The organism is Bacillus sp. G402, from assembly GCF_051172515.1.
GTDB classification, from domain to species: Bacteria; Bacillota; Bacilli; order Bacillales; family Bacillaceae; genus Bacillus; species Bacillus altitudinis.
This window is the reverse complement of sequence record NZ_JBPIZC010000002.1, coordinates 676,494-693,295: the sequence shown is the minus strand read 5'-3', so window position 1 is coordinate 693,295 and position 16,802 is coordinate 676,494. Positions and strand designations below refer to the sequence as shown.

The following is a 16,802-nucleotide window of genomic DNA, read 5'->3' as shown; positions in this document are numbered from 1 at the left end:
ATATGGGACAAAAGAGAGCACAATTTCTTCCTTATGCACTGCCTTTTATTGAACAGGAAGAAATTGATGAAGTCATTGGAACATTAAAGTCCGGCTGGTTGTCCACCGGACCAAAAGTGAGACAGTTTGAAGAAGAGTTTAGGCAGCTGACTGGAGTGAAGCACGCGATAGCAGTTAATTCATGTACAGCTGCTCTATTTTTAGCGTTAAAGGCGAGAGGTATTGGAGCTGGTGATGAGGTCATCACAACGCCTCTGACGTTCTGCGCAACAGCCAATACAATCATCCATACGGGGGCAGCCCCTATTTTCGTGGATATTGATCCGGCGACACTCAATCTAGATGCGGAGAAATTAGAAGCGGCCATCACACCACATACAAAAGCGGTTGTCCCTGTACATTTTGCTGGTCAATCGTGTGATATGGACCGAATTTTAGCGATTGCCAAAAAGTATGATTTGTTCGTGCTGGAGGATGCCGCTCATGCCCTTTATACGACCTATCACGATCAACCGATTGGATCAATTGGTGATGCGACCGCTTTTAGCTTTTATGCAACGAAAAACATAGCGACTGGTGAAGGCGGCATGCTGACGACAAATGATGATGCACTTGCAGCTAGAATCAGAAGGCTGGCGCTCCATGGCATGAGTAAGGGAGCGTGGAATCGTTATGGAGAAAAGGGAACATGGTATTACGAGGTCGAGGAACCGGGCTATAAAATGAACATGTTTGACGTGCAAGCATCGTTAGGGCTCGTTCAGCTAAGCCGATTGAAGGAGATGCAGACACGCAGAGAACAGATTGCGAAGACATACAATCAGGCATTTCAACATGAAGCTGGTCTCATCTTGCCGCCTGTACATGATGAGGGAAGACATGCGTGGCATTTATATGTGCTACAAGTTGATCCAAAAGAAGCATTGATCACACGCGATGACATGATTGATCAGCTGCAAAAGGAATATAAAATCGGAACGAGTGTTCATTTTATTCCCGTTCACTTGCATCCATATTATGAGAAGACCTACAACTATTCACCAGAGGATTTCCCTGAGGCACTCACTTATTACAAACGAACGCTCTCGCTTCCGCTCTATCCAAGTATGACAGATGAAGATGTGCAGGATGTCATCACGGCAGTCGTGTCTATTTTAAAAGACAAGAAGGCCTCTTCATGAAAGTCGTTCATGCAATAGACGATCAGGTGCTCGCATCTTGGCTGCAAACATATGGTCATGAATCGGAACGCATGGCAGGATTCAAGCAGTTTGCTCTTGTCAGCGGCGCTAAGCTCAAAGCAGTGCTGTTATACGAATGGTCCAAATGGGAGAGCGGCATTTTTGACAAGCATATTTTTCATGTGAAGTTTGTGGAAGCTGAATCAGCGCTGCTCTTTAAAGAATTGATGGAGAGATTCATCAATTGGATGAGAACAGAAAAATGTGATTTTTTCTTTTTACGGCTTGAGGCGGCTGATCTTGAAAAAAACCGCATTGTTCAAAAACTATCACATGTGTATTATGTCGGTGGTCTGACTAGGCTTGAGGCACCGCCTGCCCTCATGGAGATGCCATTATCAGATCAAGATGTGGTGATGGGTGTGCCAGATAAGAAGGATTACGATGAGGCGGTCTTACTAGGTGATCAGGCTTTTGTGAAAAGCCGTTATGCCCTTGACCCATATTTAGACCAGCGTGTTGTTCAGCATTTTTATCAAGAATGGATGAGAAACAACCTACTTGGACGCGCAGATATCAACCTCGTTGCCAAGGTGAATGATGAAGTGGTTGGTTTGATTCAAGGTATGACAAAGGGGCATGAGATGGGGCTTGAGCTTTTTGCGATTAGACCGGATGTTCAAGGAAAAGGGATCGGAAAAAAGCTGTTTATTGAGATGATGAAAGTGTCTCATGACAGAGGGCATCACTTCATTTCTGCGGGGACACAGCTTCATAATACGACAGCCATCCAGCTGTACGAAAAGATGGGGTTTAGGACAACAAATGCCTTTTTGTATTACCATGTGTGGCCGAAAAAAGGAGAGAGGTAAGATGGCGCATTTCTATATCGGAGATCGCAAAGTGGGTGATGGTGCGCCTGTCTTTATCATTGCAGAGGCAGGCATTAACCATGATGGCAAGCTGGATCAGGCACTTGCTTTAATTGATGTGGCAAAAGAAGCAGGGGCTGATGCGGTGAAGTTTCAAATGTTTCAAGCGGATCGGATGTATCAAAAGGAACCGGGGTTATACGAAACGGCCAAAGGAGAAGAAGTGTCTATTTTTTCTTTAGTGGAACAAATGGAGCTGCCGCCAGAATGGCTGCCTGTCTTATTGACACGTTGTAAGGAAAAAGGACTGATGTTTTTAAGCACCGTGTGTGACGAAGAATCGGCTGATTTATTGAATCAAACGAATCCGCCTGCTTTTAAACTGGCATCCTATGAAATCAACCATTTGCCTCTTTTGCGTCATACGGCTTCTTTTCAAAAGCCGATCATTTTTTCAACAGCTGGAGCCACCATTGCAGATGTTCATGAAGCATACGAAACGATTACGAGCCAGCAAAATAAGCAAGTCGCCATCATGCATTGTGTGGCAAAGTATCCAGCGCCTAGAGCATATACGAACCTGCGGGTGATTCAAACCTTAAGATCCGCTTTCCCTGAAGCAGTCATTGGCTTCTCAGATCATAGTGAACACCCGACGGAAGCGCCAGTAGCCGCTGTGAAGCTCGGGGCAGCAATGATTGAAAAACATTTTACAATAGATAAAACATTACCCGGAGCGGATCATTCCTTTGCTCTTGATCCTGAAGAATTAAAGGAAATGGTTCAGCACATTCGAGCGGCAGAAAAGCAGCGGAATCAAGCAGAAATAGACGTTCATTCATTACCAGAGGAGCTTCTTGGCAGTTCTTATAAAACGACAACAGCCATTGAAGGACAGATTCGAGAATTTGCGTATCGAGGAATTTTTACGACAAAAGGCATTGCAAAGGGTGAGACCCTCACGTCAGAAAATGTAGCCGTGCTGCGCCCCGGACAAAAAAATCAGGGATTGCATCCGCGATATATGCCAATTTTACTTGGCACAAAGGCTGTGAGAGACATCCCAGCTCATACAGGCGTTTCGTGGAAAGACGTACTCACGCAGGAGTCTCATGATGATGCATGATGTGCTTTTTGTCATTCAGGCTAGGATGGGGTCAACAAGACTGCCCAAAAAAGTGATGAAACCGATCGGCGGCATGGCGCTGATTGATTTGATTGTGGAGCGGGTGAAGCAATCAGATGATTACCATCACAACATGCAAAACCTTATGATTGCCACAACGGTCGAGCCAGAGGATGACTATTTGGCTCAATACTGTATGTCAAAGGGTTATAAGGTGTTTCGAGGTAGTGAGGCAGATGTGCTTGAGCGGTTTGCGCAGATTGCTCGCCAATTTGAACCTAAAACGGTTGTGCGTTTAACGGGAGACAATCCATTTATAGATCCTTCGCTTTTGTCGAAAATGCTTGAAAAACATAGACAGGAAAAGGCTGATTACACATATACGAACGGAACACCACTCGGTATTTCCGGGGAAATGATTGAGGCATCTATTTTATGTGAAATCGACAAATTTCCCCTCACTTATTCAGAACGTGAGCATGTCACGCTGTATATTAGAAAGCATCCCGAGCAATTTCACCTTCAATTATTCACACCGCCCAAAGAACTTGCATATCCTGCTTATCGATTCACGATTGATACAGAAGAAGATTATGTGTTTGCTACCCGTTTATTAGAGAAAGCTGGTGGTTCTATTGCTGTGCCGACAGCTGAGCTCATTTCCATCTGTGAACAACATCCAGACATTGTTCGTTTGAATCAATCTGTGAGACAGAAGGATGCTGAATGAACAAAAAAATCATGATTGTTGTTTATGGTGGTTTTTTAAGAGGAATGGGTCATGTCGTCAGAATGAAACGTTTGGCAAAAGAACTGCTTCAGGAAGGGAACGACTTATATTTCTATACAAATGATCAGATTTGTGTAGAAATGCTTTCGCACCCAGTGTGGCACGTTCACATGGTGTATGAGTCGAATGCGCTTCTCCAGGTCCAACAAGACATCAAAAAGCTAAAGCCTGACCTTTTAGTCATAGATGTCCTTGATTGTGATCTTCAGTTTCTTCAAATGATCAAAGACTCCTGCGATAGTGCGAGGCTGGTCTTATTTGAGGAAAAAAGAGAGGAAGCCTGTCAACTTGCAGACACGGTCATAAACGGCATTTATGGCGGTCTGGACGGGAAGCACGAGCAGCTTAATGGCACGGCTTATTATCATGGAACGCCCTATTTATTGTTAGATCACGAGTTTAAACGATTCAAAGACACATATGAGGTTCGGAAAGAATGTAAAAAGGTGGTTATCAGCCTTGGCGGCAGTGATCCGTGCGGCCTGTTATCAAAGGCTGTATCGGCGCTTCTTCAAACAAATCACCTAGACATTTTAGCGGTCGCAGGAAAAGCCTCTCACATCAAAGAGCAAGTAGAGGCGGAACATATCCAATTCATTCAACATACAGATCAACTACCGGTTCTTTTATCAGAAGCTGATGTGGCTATCGTAGCAGGCGGTATGACGTTATATGAGGTAATTTGTATCGGGGTGCCCAGCATTGTCCTATCGCAAGTAGACCACCAAGCAGTGACAGCGAGCATGTTTGCGCAAAAGGGCGCTTGTTTTCACCTTGGATTAGGTGACCTTGTGGAAGAAAAAGACCTGTTGCAAGCTGTTCAAAAACTGTCTGACAGCTATTTTCTCCGCAGAAGCATTCATCTTAATGGACGTTCACTCATTGATGGAAAAGGAATCGAACGAGTGAAAAACATTCTTATACACCTCATGAATTCACACCAAAAAGAACATAAGGATGTGTAGATGTGAAGGGAGTTATTTTAGCAGGAGGAAAGGGATCACGGCTGGCACCATTAACGAAGATTTTCAACAAACACTTGCTGCCAGTTGGTCCATACCCGATGATTTATTGGTCATTATTCAAACTGAAAGAAGCAGGAATTGTAGATGTGATGCTGATTTCACAGGAAGAACAAATTCCGCTGTTTCAAAAGTTACTGGAAGATGATCGTGAACTTGGGATGAACATTGTGTATCAAGTACAGCCAGAAGCGTCTGGTATTTCCGATGGTTTATCCTATGCAAAGTCCTTTGCTCAAGGGGAAAAATTTGTGCTGATGCTTGGTGATAATGTATTTGAAGATTCATTACGCCCTTTTGTCGACGCCTTTAGGCAACAAGAAAGCGGAGCCAAGGTTTTATTGAAAGAGGTGGCAGATCCAAAACGGTTTGGCATTGCAGAAATTGATCCTGCTCATCACCGAATTTTATCAATTGAAGAAAAGCCAGAGCATCCGACGTCATCTTACTGCGTCACGGGCATCTATTTTTATGATCAAGACGTCTTTCAATATATCGAGGAAATCTCGCCGTCAGATCGAGGTGAACTAGAGATTACTGATGTGAATAATCTCTACATCTCAAATAGCCAGCTGACCTATGATATGTTAAAAGGGTGGTGGATTGATGCAGGAACTCATGAATCTCTCCACGAAGCATCAACAAAAATGTTTGAAACGATGAAGGAAAAAGAGGGATACGAATGACGAAGTCTTATTTAATTACAGGTGGAGCAGGGTTTATTGGACTGAATTTTGTGAAGCTGCTGCTTCAAGAATCCGATGTCCGGCTGACCGTATTTGATAAATTAACATATGCCAGTCATCCAGAGGAGATGGAATATTTATCAAAGCTGCCTCATGTCCGTTTTGTCCAAGGAGATATCACGCTACAAGACGAACTAGATCAAGTATTTGATGAAGCCTATGATGCCATCATTCATTTCGCAGCAGAATCACATGTCGATCGCAGTATTGAGTCAGCAGAACCCTTTATCCAAACAAATGTCCTTGGTACCTATCGTATGCTTGAAGCGGTCTTAAAGGGAAAGGCGAATAAACTCATTCATATTTCCACAGATGAAGTATATGGAGATTTGGAGCCGGATGATCCTGCTTTCACAGAACAAACACCACTCTCACCGAATAATCCTTATTCAGCAAGCAAGGCAAGTTCAGACCTGCTTGTGAAATCTTATATCCACACCCACCAATTACCCGCCATGATCACAAGATGCAGCAACAACTACGGACCTTATCAGCATGAAGAAAAATTAATCCCAACCATTATTAGAAAAGCGGTCAATGGTGAAAAGATTCCGATTTACGGAGACGGCCAGCAGATTCGCGATTGGCTCTATGTAGAGGATCATGCGAGAGCCGTAAAACAAGTAGTAGAAAACGGAACAGCCGGTCAGGTGTACAATATTGGCGGAGGCAACGAGAAAACAAATCTTGATTTAACCAAAACCATTCTCACACATCTAGGCATCTCTCATGACCAAATCGAGTTTATTCAAGACCGGAAAGGGCATGACAGGCGGTATGCCATTGATGCCAGTAAGCTAAAAGAAGAGCTCGGCTGGATGCAGGCAACTTCATTCGAAAAAGGTATCGAAAAAACGATCGATTGGTATCGTGCCAAATATGATCAAAGTGAAGAAGGGTGACCGATGAAAGTTTTAATCACCGGTGCAGGCGGCCAATTAGGGAAAGAATTGACGAAACAGCTGAAAGAAAAAGACATCACCGTCATTGCTTTAACAAGGAGTATGCTGAATATCGCAGATCAACAGGCAGTCAGACATGCAATGAGACATTTCCGACCGGATATTGTTGTCAGTGCGGCTGCTTATACGTCTGTGGATCAATGCGAAATAGAAACGGAAAAAGCCTATCTTGTGAATGGGATTGGCGCCTACTATACAGCGCTTGAGGCTAAGAACGTAGGGGCTGATGTGTTACATGTCAGCACAGATTATGTATTTGATGGGCAAGCGGATACCCCTTATCAAATCGACGCACAAGCAGATCCACAAACCATTTATGGAAAGAGTAAAAAACTTGGAGAAGAATTGATTCATCTTGTGTCAGATGAAGTGAAGATCATTCGGACATCGTGGCTCTATGGACATGAGGGACATAATTTTGTGAATACCATTCTTCGACTGGCTGAAACGAAGGATCATTTGCGCATCGTCAATGATCAGTTAGGGTCTCCTACTTATACAAAGGATGCCGCAGAAGCTTTGATTCACTTGTTTGACCAGAAAGCAGGTATTTATCATGTCAGTAACCGAGCAAGCTGTTCATGGTTTGACTTTGCGACAGAAATTGTGGCAGCAAGCGGTCTGTCTACGACAATTGAACCCATTTCCACTGAAGAGTATGGTTTCCAAACACCTCGGCCCGCCTACTCTGTTTTAGATCTGCAAGCGATTGAAGCGACAGGCTGGAAGCCAAGACATTGGAAGGATGCACTTCACGAATACTTGCAGAAAGAAGGGAGATTCGAGCAGCATGATTGATGGTGTACAAACGAAAAAACTCATGAAACATTGTGATGATCGCGGCTTTTTCGCAGAGCTTATTCGAGATGACGAACCGATGCTGAAGCGCTTTGGGCAGGCGTCGTGGTCGAAAAGCTTTCCGGGCGTGATCAAAGCCTTTCATTATCATGAAAAACAAGACGATGTTTGGTTTTTCCCAGCAGGTCATGCACAGGTCGTTTTATACGATTTGAGAGAAGATTCTCCGACAAAGGATCAAACCGATGTGTATTATATGGGAGAAGATAATCCGATGCTGCTCCTCATCCCAAAGGGAGTTGCACATGGCTACCGCGTATTAGGGGAGACGCCGCTGCAGATTGTTTATTTTACAACAGAATCGTACGACCCAAAAAACCCAGATGAGAAGAGAATTGCGTGGAATGATGAGGCGATCGGATTTAACTGGGAAACGACATTTAAATAGAGAAGAGAGGCCTTTCGCAGGAGAAAGGTCTTTTTTTGTTGAAATACATTCTATATGTGTCATTTTATGTATATTGATGAAAAGGGATGTGGATGAGTTTGTCGAAAAGAATTGCATTTGTAACAGGGGCAAGTACAGGCATTGGAAAGGCAATCGCAATAAAACTTGCCGCTCAGAGCGATATGAAGGTGATCATCAACTCTAGAAATATGGCCTCACTTGAACAGACGAAACAGCACATTCAAGATATGACAGAAACAAAGGAACCGCTGTCTCTATTCTGTGGAGATATGTCTCTTGAAGCAGTGAGGTCGGAAGCCTTTGAACAAATAGAAAAGGAGTTTGGCAGACTCGATGTGCTGATCAATAACATTCCAGGAGGAAAGCCAGATACATTTGATTCATGTGAAACTGACCAGATGCTGGCTGCTTTCTCCCAAAAAGCCATCGCTTACGTCGATACAATGAAGCGTGCAGCCGCATTGATGAAAAGACATGAATATGGACGGATCATTCAAATTGTCGGGAACCTGTGGAAGGAACCTGGTGAACAAATGTTTACGAATAGTATGATGAATGCAGCGATTATTAATGCCAGTAAAAATGCAGCCACACAGCTTGCGTCGTCTAGAATTACGGTAAATTGTTTAAATCCAGGTTTTATTGCAACCGATCGGTATGAACAATTTATCGGCAATATGATGACGAAGCAGGGAGTGTCACGAGAGCAGGCTGTACAAGCTGTCGCATCAGGTATCCCAATGCAAAGAGTGGGCTCAGCGAGTGAGATGGCGTCATTGGCAGCTTTTATGGCATCAGAGGAAGCTTCTTATATCACAGGTCAACAAATCTCCGTAGACGGTGGAACGATGAAAAGTATATAAACTGAAAAAAACCCGCTATAGGCGGGTTTTTTGATGAAATCGAATGGGGAGGATGGACAGGCGATCGATAAAGAGAGCAAGCTCCTCAATCGGGGCAACCATTGAAATGCGTACATGACGGCTTCCATTGGCTCCAAATACTCCTCCAGGCGTGACAACAACATCGGCATGTTCGAGTAAATAGTCAGCAAAGGCATGAGAATGTTCAAAGTCATCAGGAATCGGAGCCCATAAATAAAAGGCGCCGGGTGGACGTTCGATTGTCCAGCCAAGCTTTTTCGCCGCTTGCCGGATGAAGAAATTGATTCGTTCAAGGTATATCGCCTTTAATGATTGAATATGGCAGTCATCACTTTGCAAGGCAGCAGTCGCAGCGTGTTGAAATCCGCCATACATACTAACAAACACGTGGTCTTGGAAGGTGTTGATGGCTTGGATGATCTCCTCATTTCCAACAGCAAAAGCGACTCTCCATCCTGCCATATTAAATGTCTTTGATAGAGAATATAATTCGACTCCTACACTTTTCCCGAGAGGAGTATTCATGAAGCTCACGGGTGTTTGTTCATAATGAAATGAACCATAGGCAAAATCATGAATAACATACAGCTCGTGAGCGGCCGCAAAGGCAGCAGCCTCTTCAAAGAATGCCTCATTTGCAACAGCACCCGTGGGGTTATTCGGATAATTCAAGAACAGTACTTTTGCTTTTTTGACTATGTCAGGATCAATTGAGGAGAGATCTGGTAAATAGCCATTTTTCTCTTCAAGTTTGATACTGTATGGCTTGGCGTCCGCCATCAAAATGCCTGAATGATATTCAGGGTATCCTGGATCGGGAACGAGTGCGATATCTCCTGGATCAAGCAGACACTGACTCATGACATACAGCCCCGTTTTTCCGCCAGTGAAAAGAGCAATTTCCTTCTGCGGATCAATCTCAGCACCGAATTCCGATCTATAAAAATCTGCAATGGCTTGTTTGAAAAAGTCAAAGCCTCTAAAAGGGGCATATTGTTGAAATGGCAAAACACCCGCTGACTCCTGTAGGGCACTCACGATATGGGGAGGAGTTGGTAGATCAGGGTTTCCCTGACCTAGATTCATGATGTTTGCTCCGTTTTTTGTCTTTTGAGCTATTTTTTCAAAGACGGTGCCGAATTTCTGTTCAGGCAGCCGTTCAATCATTTTAGATGCTAACATTTTCACCACAGCAGCCTCTCTTTCTATCCCTTCACTAATTCATCCATTAACTGAATCGTTGCCTGTTTCTGAATGTTGCGGATGGACGCGGCAACATCTTGTGAGGATGATCCTTTTAATTCAAGAGATACGACTCCATTAAAAGCTTCAAATAAATCAAGATCCACCATAGTCCCTTTGGCAGGGAATGATTGACTGACAATCGCAGTATCTCCAACGAATGCTTCCTGCGGAATAGACACATGATCAATGGTGATATGTGTGGATTCAGGTGGTATGTGCCCACTCTCTTTAAAATGCTGAGGGTACAGGTGGCAGTCCGCTACATAAAATGTATGTCCAGAAAGCAGCTGTTTTGGCAGTACAGCCTTTTTACCATCAACTAATACATCAATCAATAGCTTGGCCATATCGACGCCAAAGACCTTTTTAATATTCGGAATCATATTCCAGCCAGCGAATCGAGCGGCTGATTCGATCAGTCCAGTTTCTCGATTTTTCATGAGTTTGATTTCTGTATGGGTTGCACAATGTTCAAGACCTAGCCCTTCATTTGCCTTCCTTGCTGCTTCAATGATGATTTGCTTGGCTTCATTGTCTAAGATCGTCGGAGTGATATGAGCCGTTTCTGTAAAGCCGATTTGAGGGGTTTTATCATGTATGACAAAAGGGAGATATTCGCCCTCTACGACCAGCCCTTCTACACTGACATAATCAGCATATCCATCATCTTCATACCAATCTTCGTAAGCACCCTCTAAATACGTTTCAGCGACAAACGGTGTTTCATACGTGACAGCGTCTGGGACTGGTATGGTTTCCAAATACGATTGTACTTGTAAAAACAGATCATCACTTCCAGCCTTGTCATGAAACAAGGTGACGCCAATAGAACTGGCTAAATATGTAGGCTTTAAAATGAGCGGTGTTCCGATAGACTCAATGGCTTTTTGGAAATCAGATAAAGTCGTGACAGGCTGAGTTTTCACCGCTTTGACGCCAGAGGCATTGAATGCAGCCCTCATTTGGCTTTTATCACGCGCCATTTCGGCTGCCTTGACACCGGCACCTCGTAGCCCAAGACGTTCAGCGGCCTTTGCCATCGGTGCAATGAATAATTCATTATTGGTCGTGATTGCATCTGCTTTGAAAAAGGAAGCTACTCGAATGAAGTCTTCCACAACTTCTTCTTCTGATTTTGGATAATCATCATGTGCCCAGTAAATAGAATCAGGGTGTTCAAAAGAAGGGTGTGTCTCAAAATAATCACGGTCTTTGATGACGGCAATGGAGTATTTTTCGATTAGCTCGGCATGTCCCTTTGTAATCGCAAAGGGTCTTGGGATATAAGAAACGATATGGTATGATGCCGCCACGCTTTCATAAAACATATGAGGCGGGCATCCTCCTAAGTCAGCAATGACAAGTACAGTTTTTTTACTCAATGAAAGCACTCCTTTTTATCTAGCGGTGTAACCACCATCTGCAGTGACGACACTTCCAGTCATATAGCTGGATAGGTCAGAGGCGAGAAACAGCATCACGCCAGCAATTTCTTCAGGTTTTCCAAGCCGTAGCATAGGATTCACCTTTGCTTTTTCCTTTTTGACGATCTCGAGACTTTCTGTGTGATTGTCTAAAAAGGACTTCTCGTTTAATGGTGTATCAATGATGCCAGGGGCAATACAATTCACCCTGATTTGATGAGCGGCATAGTCGATGGCCATTGATTTGGTGAGCTGAATGACACCGCCTTTTGTTGCGTTGTATGCAGGAATGTCAGGCCAACCCACAAGACCTCCGACAGATCCGGTATTGATAATACTTCCACTCTTCTTTTCAAGCATATGCGGCAATGTATGCTTACTCATGAGAAAGACGCCGGTCAGGTTGACCTGAAGAATACGATGCCAATCCTCCAGTGCCATCTCATGAATAGGTGAGACAATTTCGATGCCTGCATTGTTAATGAGGACATCAATGGCACCGAATCGGCTCAGCACGCTCTGAACGGTTTGGTGACAGTCAGACTCCTTCGTAATATCTGTTTTAAAAAATGCAAGGTGCTCATGCGGCAATGATTCAATGAGTTGGTTGCCGCTGCTTTCATTGATGTCAGCGACAGCTACTTTTGCTCCATGCTCGAGGAAGAGCTTGACAGCAGCAAGCCCAATCCCCGACGCACCTCCTGTAATAAGGACAACTTTTCCGTCTAACTTCATTTCTTCACCTTAGATGCTTTTGGTTTTAAGCGATTATAGCGGGGAGGGAAGAAGAGATTAATAGACTTTGAAGCTTCTGGCTTTGGATTGATGGCCCCGTGATCTTCCCGTGGGTCACAGAAATAGGTGGTGCCAAATTCCATCTTTTCTGTAAAGCCTTCGATTGTCATATCATACCCTCCGCTGATGCAAATACCGATTTGTTCATTTCTATGTTTATGAAAAGGCATTTCTCCACCGTTTCCAGGGATATTGGCAATCATCAGCTCCATCCAATCCTCCACAAAAAAAGTCACTTCCATGCCAGGGAGTAAATCCCGTGTTTTGAAAATGTCTAAGAAATAAGTGGGGGGAGCTGTATATTCTTCGTCATCCTTTAATCTCTTAATATCAATGGCGATCACTTCTTCATCTGTCAGATTTGAAGCGCCGTGAGGGACAAACGGTGGTGCGATATAGGCTGATTCTAATGGGGTGAGCAGTTGAGTCGATTGGCCGACAGTCATTTGAAGCTCGCCTTTTAATACAATGCCGATTTGTGCTTCGGGATGTTCGTGAGGTTCAATGATTGTGTGGGGAGGGACGTATGAAATTAACACTTCCGTACCGCCTCTTACAGTGGAATATTGGATAACGCCATTATCCCATTCTAATTTTTTCGCTTGAGGAAAATATCGTTCTTGCGTCTTTTGTTCAGTTTGCATCTTATATCTCTCCTTTTCCGAATATGGACCAACTCATGGGTATACTTTTAAACGTTCGAATGAAGATGAGGCCATATGTGGCTCTTGCCACCTCATTCGTTAAAGCAAAATCAAATTCGCCGTCCCTTACTTTCTGCGCGGCAGTACTTGTAGAATTAACAAGTTCAAATTCAGCATTTTGGTGAATGAAATATTGAATTAAATTGACAGGTGCAGGATGTGAGACAATTTTTAAATGGTGGAGCATTTGTTCATTGAATGGGAAATCAGGTCTGACAGCCAAACCATACATGGGCGTGTCACATCTGAAAATTTGTAAAAGCTGTAGATCTGGTCTCATGTAGAAGTGTTTGATGCCTTCATATGCGTGTGGAACGAGAGTAAATTGAAGTGGTTGAGAGAGAGTATGTTCAATGCAAGTTTCGAATGTGTCATAAAGGGATAGTTTCGTATGAGTGCCGAGTGTAGTGGTGGATTGAGAGATGAAATGTTTTGCTGCGTATTCACTGCTTGTCCCCTTAGGACCTAGTGTGTTGACTGTAAACATCTTGGGTGAAGGGCTAGGCTCTTCTTTGAAATGAAACACATCATTCTTTAGGATCATGTTTACCATCCAATCTTTTTCAAATTTTTACTAGATTATAAAATTTAAAATTGGCAATTGTCAACAAATTTTATAAAAAATGTAATATACAATGATATTAAAAATTGATCTAAAAAACTGCACATATCGAGATGTGCAGTGAAATGTGCTTACGTTTCAAGTGTAGTTGGCTGTTTTTTCTGTAAGGCACGTTCTCGTTTATAGCTGCCGAAGCTGATGATAAAACCAACAAGTGTGATCAATGCACAGACAAGACCTACCGTATGATATCCGAAATGGACATAAACGGGTCCCATCAGTGCGGAACCGAGCATAACAGCAAGGTTGGAGGCCAGGCTGTAAAAAGCCATCACTTTCCCGCGATGGGTTTGAGAGCAGTCGCTTAGAACGGTGCTTAGAAGCGTGACAGATAAGCTTTGCATTGCACCCCAAATAAATAGGGCGAAAATCAGCAACATCCACGAGAATGGCGCATAAGGAAGCAAGGCTAGAACAAGCGCAATTCCACCCAGCACGAAGACAAGGGAACGGGTTTTACCGAACCAGTCTGCTAATTTTCCAGTAAACATACTCATAGAAAAGCCGACGCCATAAGCCATAATAAGAAGTCCAGCTGTTGATTGTCCGCCATCAAACAGACTTTGCAAATAAGCACCTAAAAACGAGTACATGCCGTAAAATCCAAGCATATTGCAAAACGTCACAGTCAAATAGGCAGGCACACGATCAATTTTCAAAGCTCCCCATAAAGAGCCTGTTGTCTCTCTAGCTTGAGGTGCCTTCGGATCAGCTGCTCTGACTTGTTTTCTTGATTCAAGGATGACGAGCAGCAGGACAATGAGACTCATCATAGCGAAGATCCAAAACGTCCAGCGCCAGTTTAAACTCTGGCCGATAAAGGCGCCAATGGGCACACCAAGGACAAGAGAAAGAGACCAGCTCGATACAATGAGTCCCATCACTTTGCCGCGGTATTCGTATGGAACCCGGTCGCCCACAAGAGCATAGGCTGTTGGCACAAATACACCTGTCGCCAGCCCTGAAATAGCACGGCCTGCAAAAAACACTGCCAAATTTGGGGCAGCAGCACACATCACTGTTCCAATTAAAAAGAAGGACAGCCCAATTATCAAACACAGCTCTCTTGAATATCGGTCCCCTAAAGGAACGAGTAGCGGAGCTCCAACCAGCACAGCTAACCCATAAATGCTGATGGAAAGAGCGAGAACATCAAGAGAGTGCTGAAAGGAGTTTGATAAATCAGGCAGCAGTGGTGAAATCACCAGTTCCTCCGATCCCGCCGCAAAAACGCCAAGTGTGAGTGCAATGGCAAGTGTGATGGGAAATGTTTTAGAAGCCTGGCTGTCTAAAGATTCTTTCATCAAGTGATCCCTCCATACTTGCTTTTTCATTCAATTCCGTTAAAATAAATTCTACCATTATTTAGTTTTATTTTACATTTCGTATCATAAGTATCATCATAAAATACTTTTCAAATGGAACGATTTTGGGATAGGAGCGTAACGAATGAAAATCACCGATGTGGATGTGCATATTTTAAACGAATTGAGAGAAGATGCCCGCTTATCAATGAGGGAATTGTCCAAACGAGTGAATTTATCGGCGCCTGCGGTAGCAGAAAGAGTGCGAAAACTAGAGGATGCAGGGATTATCGAAGGGTATTCTGTTCAAGTCAATTATAAAAAGCTGGGTCTGATGATAGACTGTTTACTGGAAGTCACCGTATTAAATGGGGAGTATCAGCGTTTTGTGACATTTATGAACCAGCATCCACGTGCATTCTTTGCTTATCGAGTGGCAGGACAGTCCTGTTTTTTCATTAAGCTGTCTGTTTCTTCTCTTGAAGAAATTGAAGCGTTTATTCAAGATGTGTCTGGCTTTACAAAAACGGTCTCCCATATTGTCTTATCAGAGCATTCCTTTACCCATCCCATTCAGGAACGTGTGAAACAAATAGAAGAGCCAGAAATGACCGTGGTGAAATAGAAAAAGGACCTGCCCTCAGGTCCTTTTGATTCGTTTATCTGACTGATAGCTCATGATCGTAATGATCAATCCAATGAATGTCACACCTGCCGCAAAGAGCGGGACAAGCTGTAAATGTGTGATTTCAATAGCAAGACCGCCAAGCGCTGCACCGCCGGCATTTCCAATATTAAAGGCAGAATGACTGAGCGTTGATGCGAGTGTCGGGGCTTCATGTGCCATGTTCATCGTGCGGAATTGCAAGGTAGGAACGAGAATAAATGAAATAATTCCCCACACAAAAATCGTCAGCACGGCAGGCACTTTAAAGGCAGATGTATATGTGAATAACAACAGAACAGCCATCAGCAAGATCAATGTGATGATAATACTCGGCATCAGCTTCCAGTCGGCAAGCTTTCCGCCGACTAAATTCCCAATGGTGACCCCAAGCCCAAAGAGGACAAGAATGAGGGTGACCCCGTTTTCCTGAAAGCCAGTCACTTGCAGCAGGATCGGGCTGATATACGTAAAGGCGGTAAACACACCCGCAAAACCAAAAATCGTCATCGCAAAGGAGACGAGGACCTGCGGCTTTTTCAACACCGATATTTCATTTCGAATATCTAATACTTCTTCTTTCGATTGATTTGGTACTAAACTGATAATACCGATTAAGGAAATGAGACCAATGACGGCAATGACGAGAAATGACATGCGCCAGCCGAATTGATTTCCTATAAAGGTACCAAATGGCACACCCAGTACATTGGCTACTGTCAGTCCTGTAAACATGAAGCTGATCGCACTTGCGCTTCGCTCCTTAGGTACAAGCCGTGCAGCCATAATGGCGCCGACACCAAAGAAGGTACCATGAGCAAATGACGTTAAAATACGTGCAGCCATCAACAGACCATAAGAAGTCGATACAGCGGCGACAGCATTTCCCGCCACGAAAAGAATCATTAATAGGATGAGGAGACGTTTTCTCGACATTTTTCCAGTTGATAACGTTAAAATAGGGCCGCCAACTGCGACACCGAGTGCATATCCGGTAATCAGTTGACCTGAAGCAGAAATAGATACATGGAGATCATTTGCGACATTTGGCAAAAGACCCATGATCACAAATTCAGTCATGCCAATCGAAAACGCACCGAGCGTTAACGCAAAAATAGCGATGGGGAAGTTTTTCATGATGAGATCACCTTTCTAAACAAATACATAAAAAGGCTTCGGAGAGATCCGAAGCCT

The 16,802-nt window shown here is 43.7% G+C and carries 18 protein-coding genes; 11 read left to right on the top strand and 7 right to left on the bottom strand.

The annotated features are described in order from the left end of the window. Positions 1–2 precede the first annotated feature (2 nt). The 10 genes from ACSBQP_RS12170 (at position 3) to ACSBQP_RS12125 (ending at position 8,829) form a co-directional block, all read left to right on the top strand. The gene (locus ACSBQP_RS12170; protein WP_017360117.1) at positions 3–1,181 is read left to right on the top strand and encodes a DegT/DnrJ/EryC1/StrS family aminotransferase; all 1,179 of its coding nucleotides are present in this window, start codon (positions 3–5) and stop codon (positions 1,179–1,181) included. Further along, positions 1,178–2,053 (top strand): GNAT family N-acetyltransferase, encoded by an 876-nt coding sequence (locus tag ACSBQP_RS12165; RefSeq protein ID WP_017360116.1) that lies wholly within the window; start codon positions 1,178–1,180, stop codon positions 2,051–2,053. The genes ACSBQP_RS12170 and ACSBQP_RS12165 overlap by 4 nt, the downstream gene beginning before the upstream one ends. A gap of 1 nt (position 2,054) precedes the next feature. Further along, entirely contained in the window at positions 2,055–3,179 is a 1,125-nt protein-coding gene (locus ACSBQP_RS12160; protein WP_017360115.1) for an N-acetylneuraminate synthase family protein, read from the top strand. Further along, on the top strand, positions 3,169–3,909 hold the full coding sequence (locus ACSBQP_RS12155) for a glycosyltransferase family protein (protein WP_311754351.1): 741 nt from the start codon (positions 3,169–3,171) through the stop codon (positions 3,907–3,909). The genes ACSBQP_RS12160 and ACSBQP_RS12155 overlap by 11 nt, the downstream gene beginning before the upstream one ends. Further along, complete coding sequence (locus ACSBQP_RS12150; RefSeq protein WP_311754350.1) at positions 3,906–4,934, top strand: glycosyltransferase; 1,029 nt, start codon at positions 3,906–3,908, stop codon at positions 4,932–4,934. Before ACSBQP_RS12155 ends, ACSBQP_RS12150 begins: the two co-directional genes overlap by 4 nt. A gap of 2 nt (positions 4,935–4,936) precedes the next feature. Next, positions 4,937–5,677 (top strand): sugar phosphate nucleotidyltransferase, encoded by a 741-nt coding sequence (locus ACSBQP_RS12145; RefSeq protein ID WP_017360113.1) that lies wholly within the window; start codon positions 4,937–4,939, stop codon positions 5,675–5,677. Continuing rightward, complete coding sequence (gene rfbB, locus ACSBQP_RS12140; RefSeq protein ID WP_081114238.1) at positions 5,674–6,639, top strand: dTDP-glucose 4,6-dehydratase; 966 nt, start codon at positions 5,674–5,676, stop codon at positions 6,637–6,639. Before ACSBQP_RS12145 ends, rfbB begins: the two co-directional genes overlap by 4 nt. A 3-nt stretch (positions 6,640–6,642) precedes the next feature. Continuing rightward, positions 6,643–7,497, top strand: a complete 855-nt coding sequence (gene rfbD, locus ACSBQP_RS12135; protein ID WP_057078905.1) for a dTDP-4-dehydrorhamnose reductase — start codon at positions 6,643–6,645, stop codon at positions 7,495–7,497. Further along, the gene (locus ACSBQP_RS12130; protein ID WP_035702434.1) at positions 7,490–7,945 is read left to right on the top strand and encodes a dTDP-4-dehydrorhamnose 3,5-epimerase family protein; all 456 of its coding nucleotides are present in this window, start codon (positions 7,490–7,492) and stop codon (positions 7,943–7,945) included. Before rfbD ends, ACSBQP_RS12130 begins: the two co-directional genes overlap by 8 nt. 92 nt (positions 7,946–8,037) lie before the next feature. Further along, complete coding sequence (locus tag ACSBQP_RS12125; protein WP_326849128.1) at positions 8,038–8,829, top strand: SDR family oxidoreductase; 792 nt, start codon at positions 8,038–8,040, stop codon at positions 8,827–8,829. A 15-nt stretch (positions 8,830–8,844) separates the two neighbouring features. Here ACSBQP_RS12125 and ACSBQP_RS12120 read toward each other — a convergent pair whose 3' ends face one another. From ACSBQP_RS12120 to ACSBQP_RS12095, 6 genes are all read right to left on the bottom strand, one after another. After that, positions 8,845–10,038: an aminotransferase class I/II-fold pyridoxal phosphate-dependent enzyme gene (locus tag ACSBQP_RS12120; RefSeq protein ID WP_170916843.1), complete on the bottom strand. Its 1,194-nt coding sequence runs from the start codon at positions 10,036–10,038 to the stop codon at positions 8,845–8,847. A gap of 17 nt (positions 10,039–10,055) precedes the next feature. After that, positions 10,056–11,477, bottom strand: a complete 1,422-nt coding sequence (locus ACSBQP_RS12115; protein WP_435028443.1) for an ATP-grasp domain-containing protein — start codon at positions 11,475–11,477, stop codon at positions 10,056–10,058. A 15-nt stretch (positions 11,478–11,492) separates the two neighbouring features. Continuing rightward, entirely contained in the window at positions 11,493–12,254 is a 762-nt protein-coding gene (locus ACSBQP_RS12110; protein WP_008343608.1) for an SDR family NAD(P)-dependent oxidoreductase, read from the bottom strand. Then, entirely contained in the window at positions 12,251–12,958 is a 708-nt protein-coding gene (locus tag ACSBQP_RS12105; protein ID WP_008343606.1) for a cupin domain-containing protein, read from the bottom strand. The genes ACSBQP_RS12110 and ACSBQP_RS12105 overlap by 4 nt, the downstream gene beginning before the upstream one ends. Position 12,959: 1 nt before the next feature. Beyond that, positions 12,960–13,562, bottom strand: coding sequence for a bacilysin biosynthesis protein BacA (locus ACSBQP_RS12100; protein WP_065461268.1), 603 nt, complete (start codon positions 13,560–13,562; stop codon positions 12,960–12,962). A gap of 149 nt (positions 13,563–13,711) precedes the next feature. After that, entirely contained in the window at positions 13,712–14,944 is a 1,233-nt protein-coding gene (locus ACSBQP_RS12095; protein WP_039963017.1) for an MFS transporter, read from the bottom strand. A gap of 145 nt (positions 14,945–15,089) precedes the next feature. Between ACSBQP_RS12095 and ACSBQP_RS12090 the strand changes: the two genes are divergently transcribed. Further along, positions 15,090–15,569 (top strand): Lrp/AsnC family transcriptional regulator, encoded by a 480-nt coding sequence (locus tag ACSBQP_RS12090; RefSeq protein ID WP_008343601.1) that lies wholly within the window; start codon positions 15,090–15,092, stop codon positions 15,567–15,569. A 15-nt stretch (positions 15,570–15,584) separates the two neighbouring features. On the opposite strand, the gene ACSBQP_RS12085 is transcribed toward ACSBQP_RS12090, so the two are convergent. Next, positions 15,585–16,745 carry an MFS transporter gene (locus ACSBQP_RS12085; RefSeq protein WP_017360103.1) on the bottom strand — a complete coding sequence of 387 codons (1,161 nt, stop codon included), beginning with the start codon at positions 16,743–16,745 and terminating at the stop codon, positions 15,585–15,587. Positions 16,746–16,802: the final 57 nt, after the last annotated feature.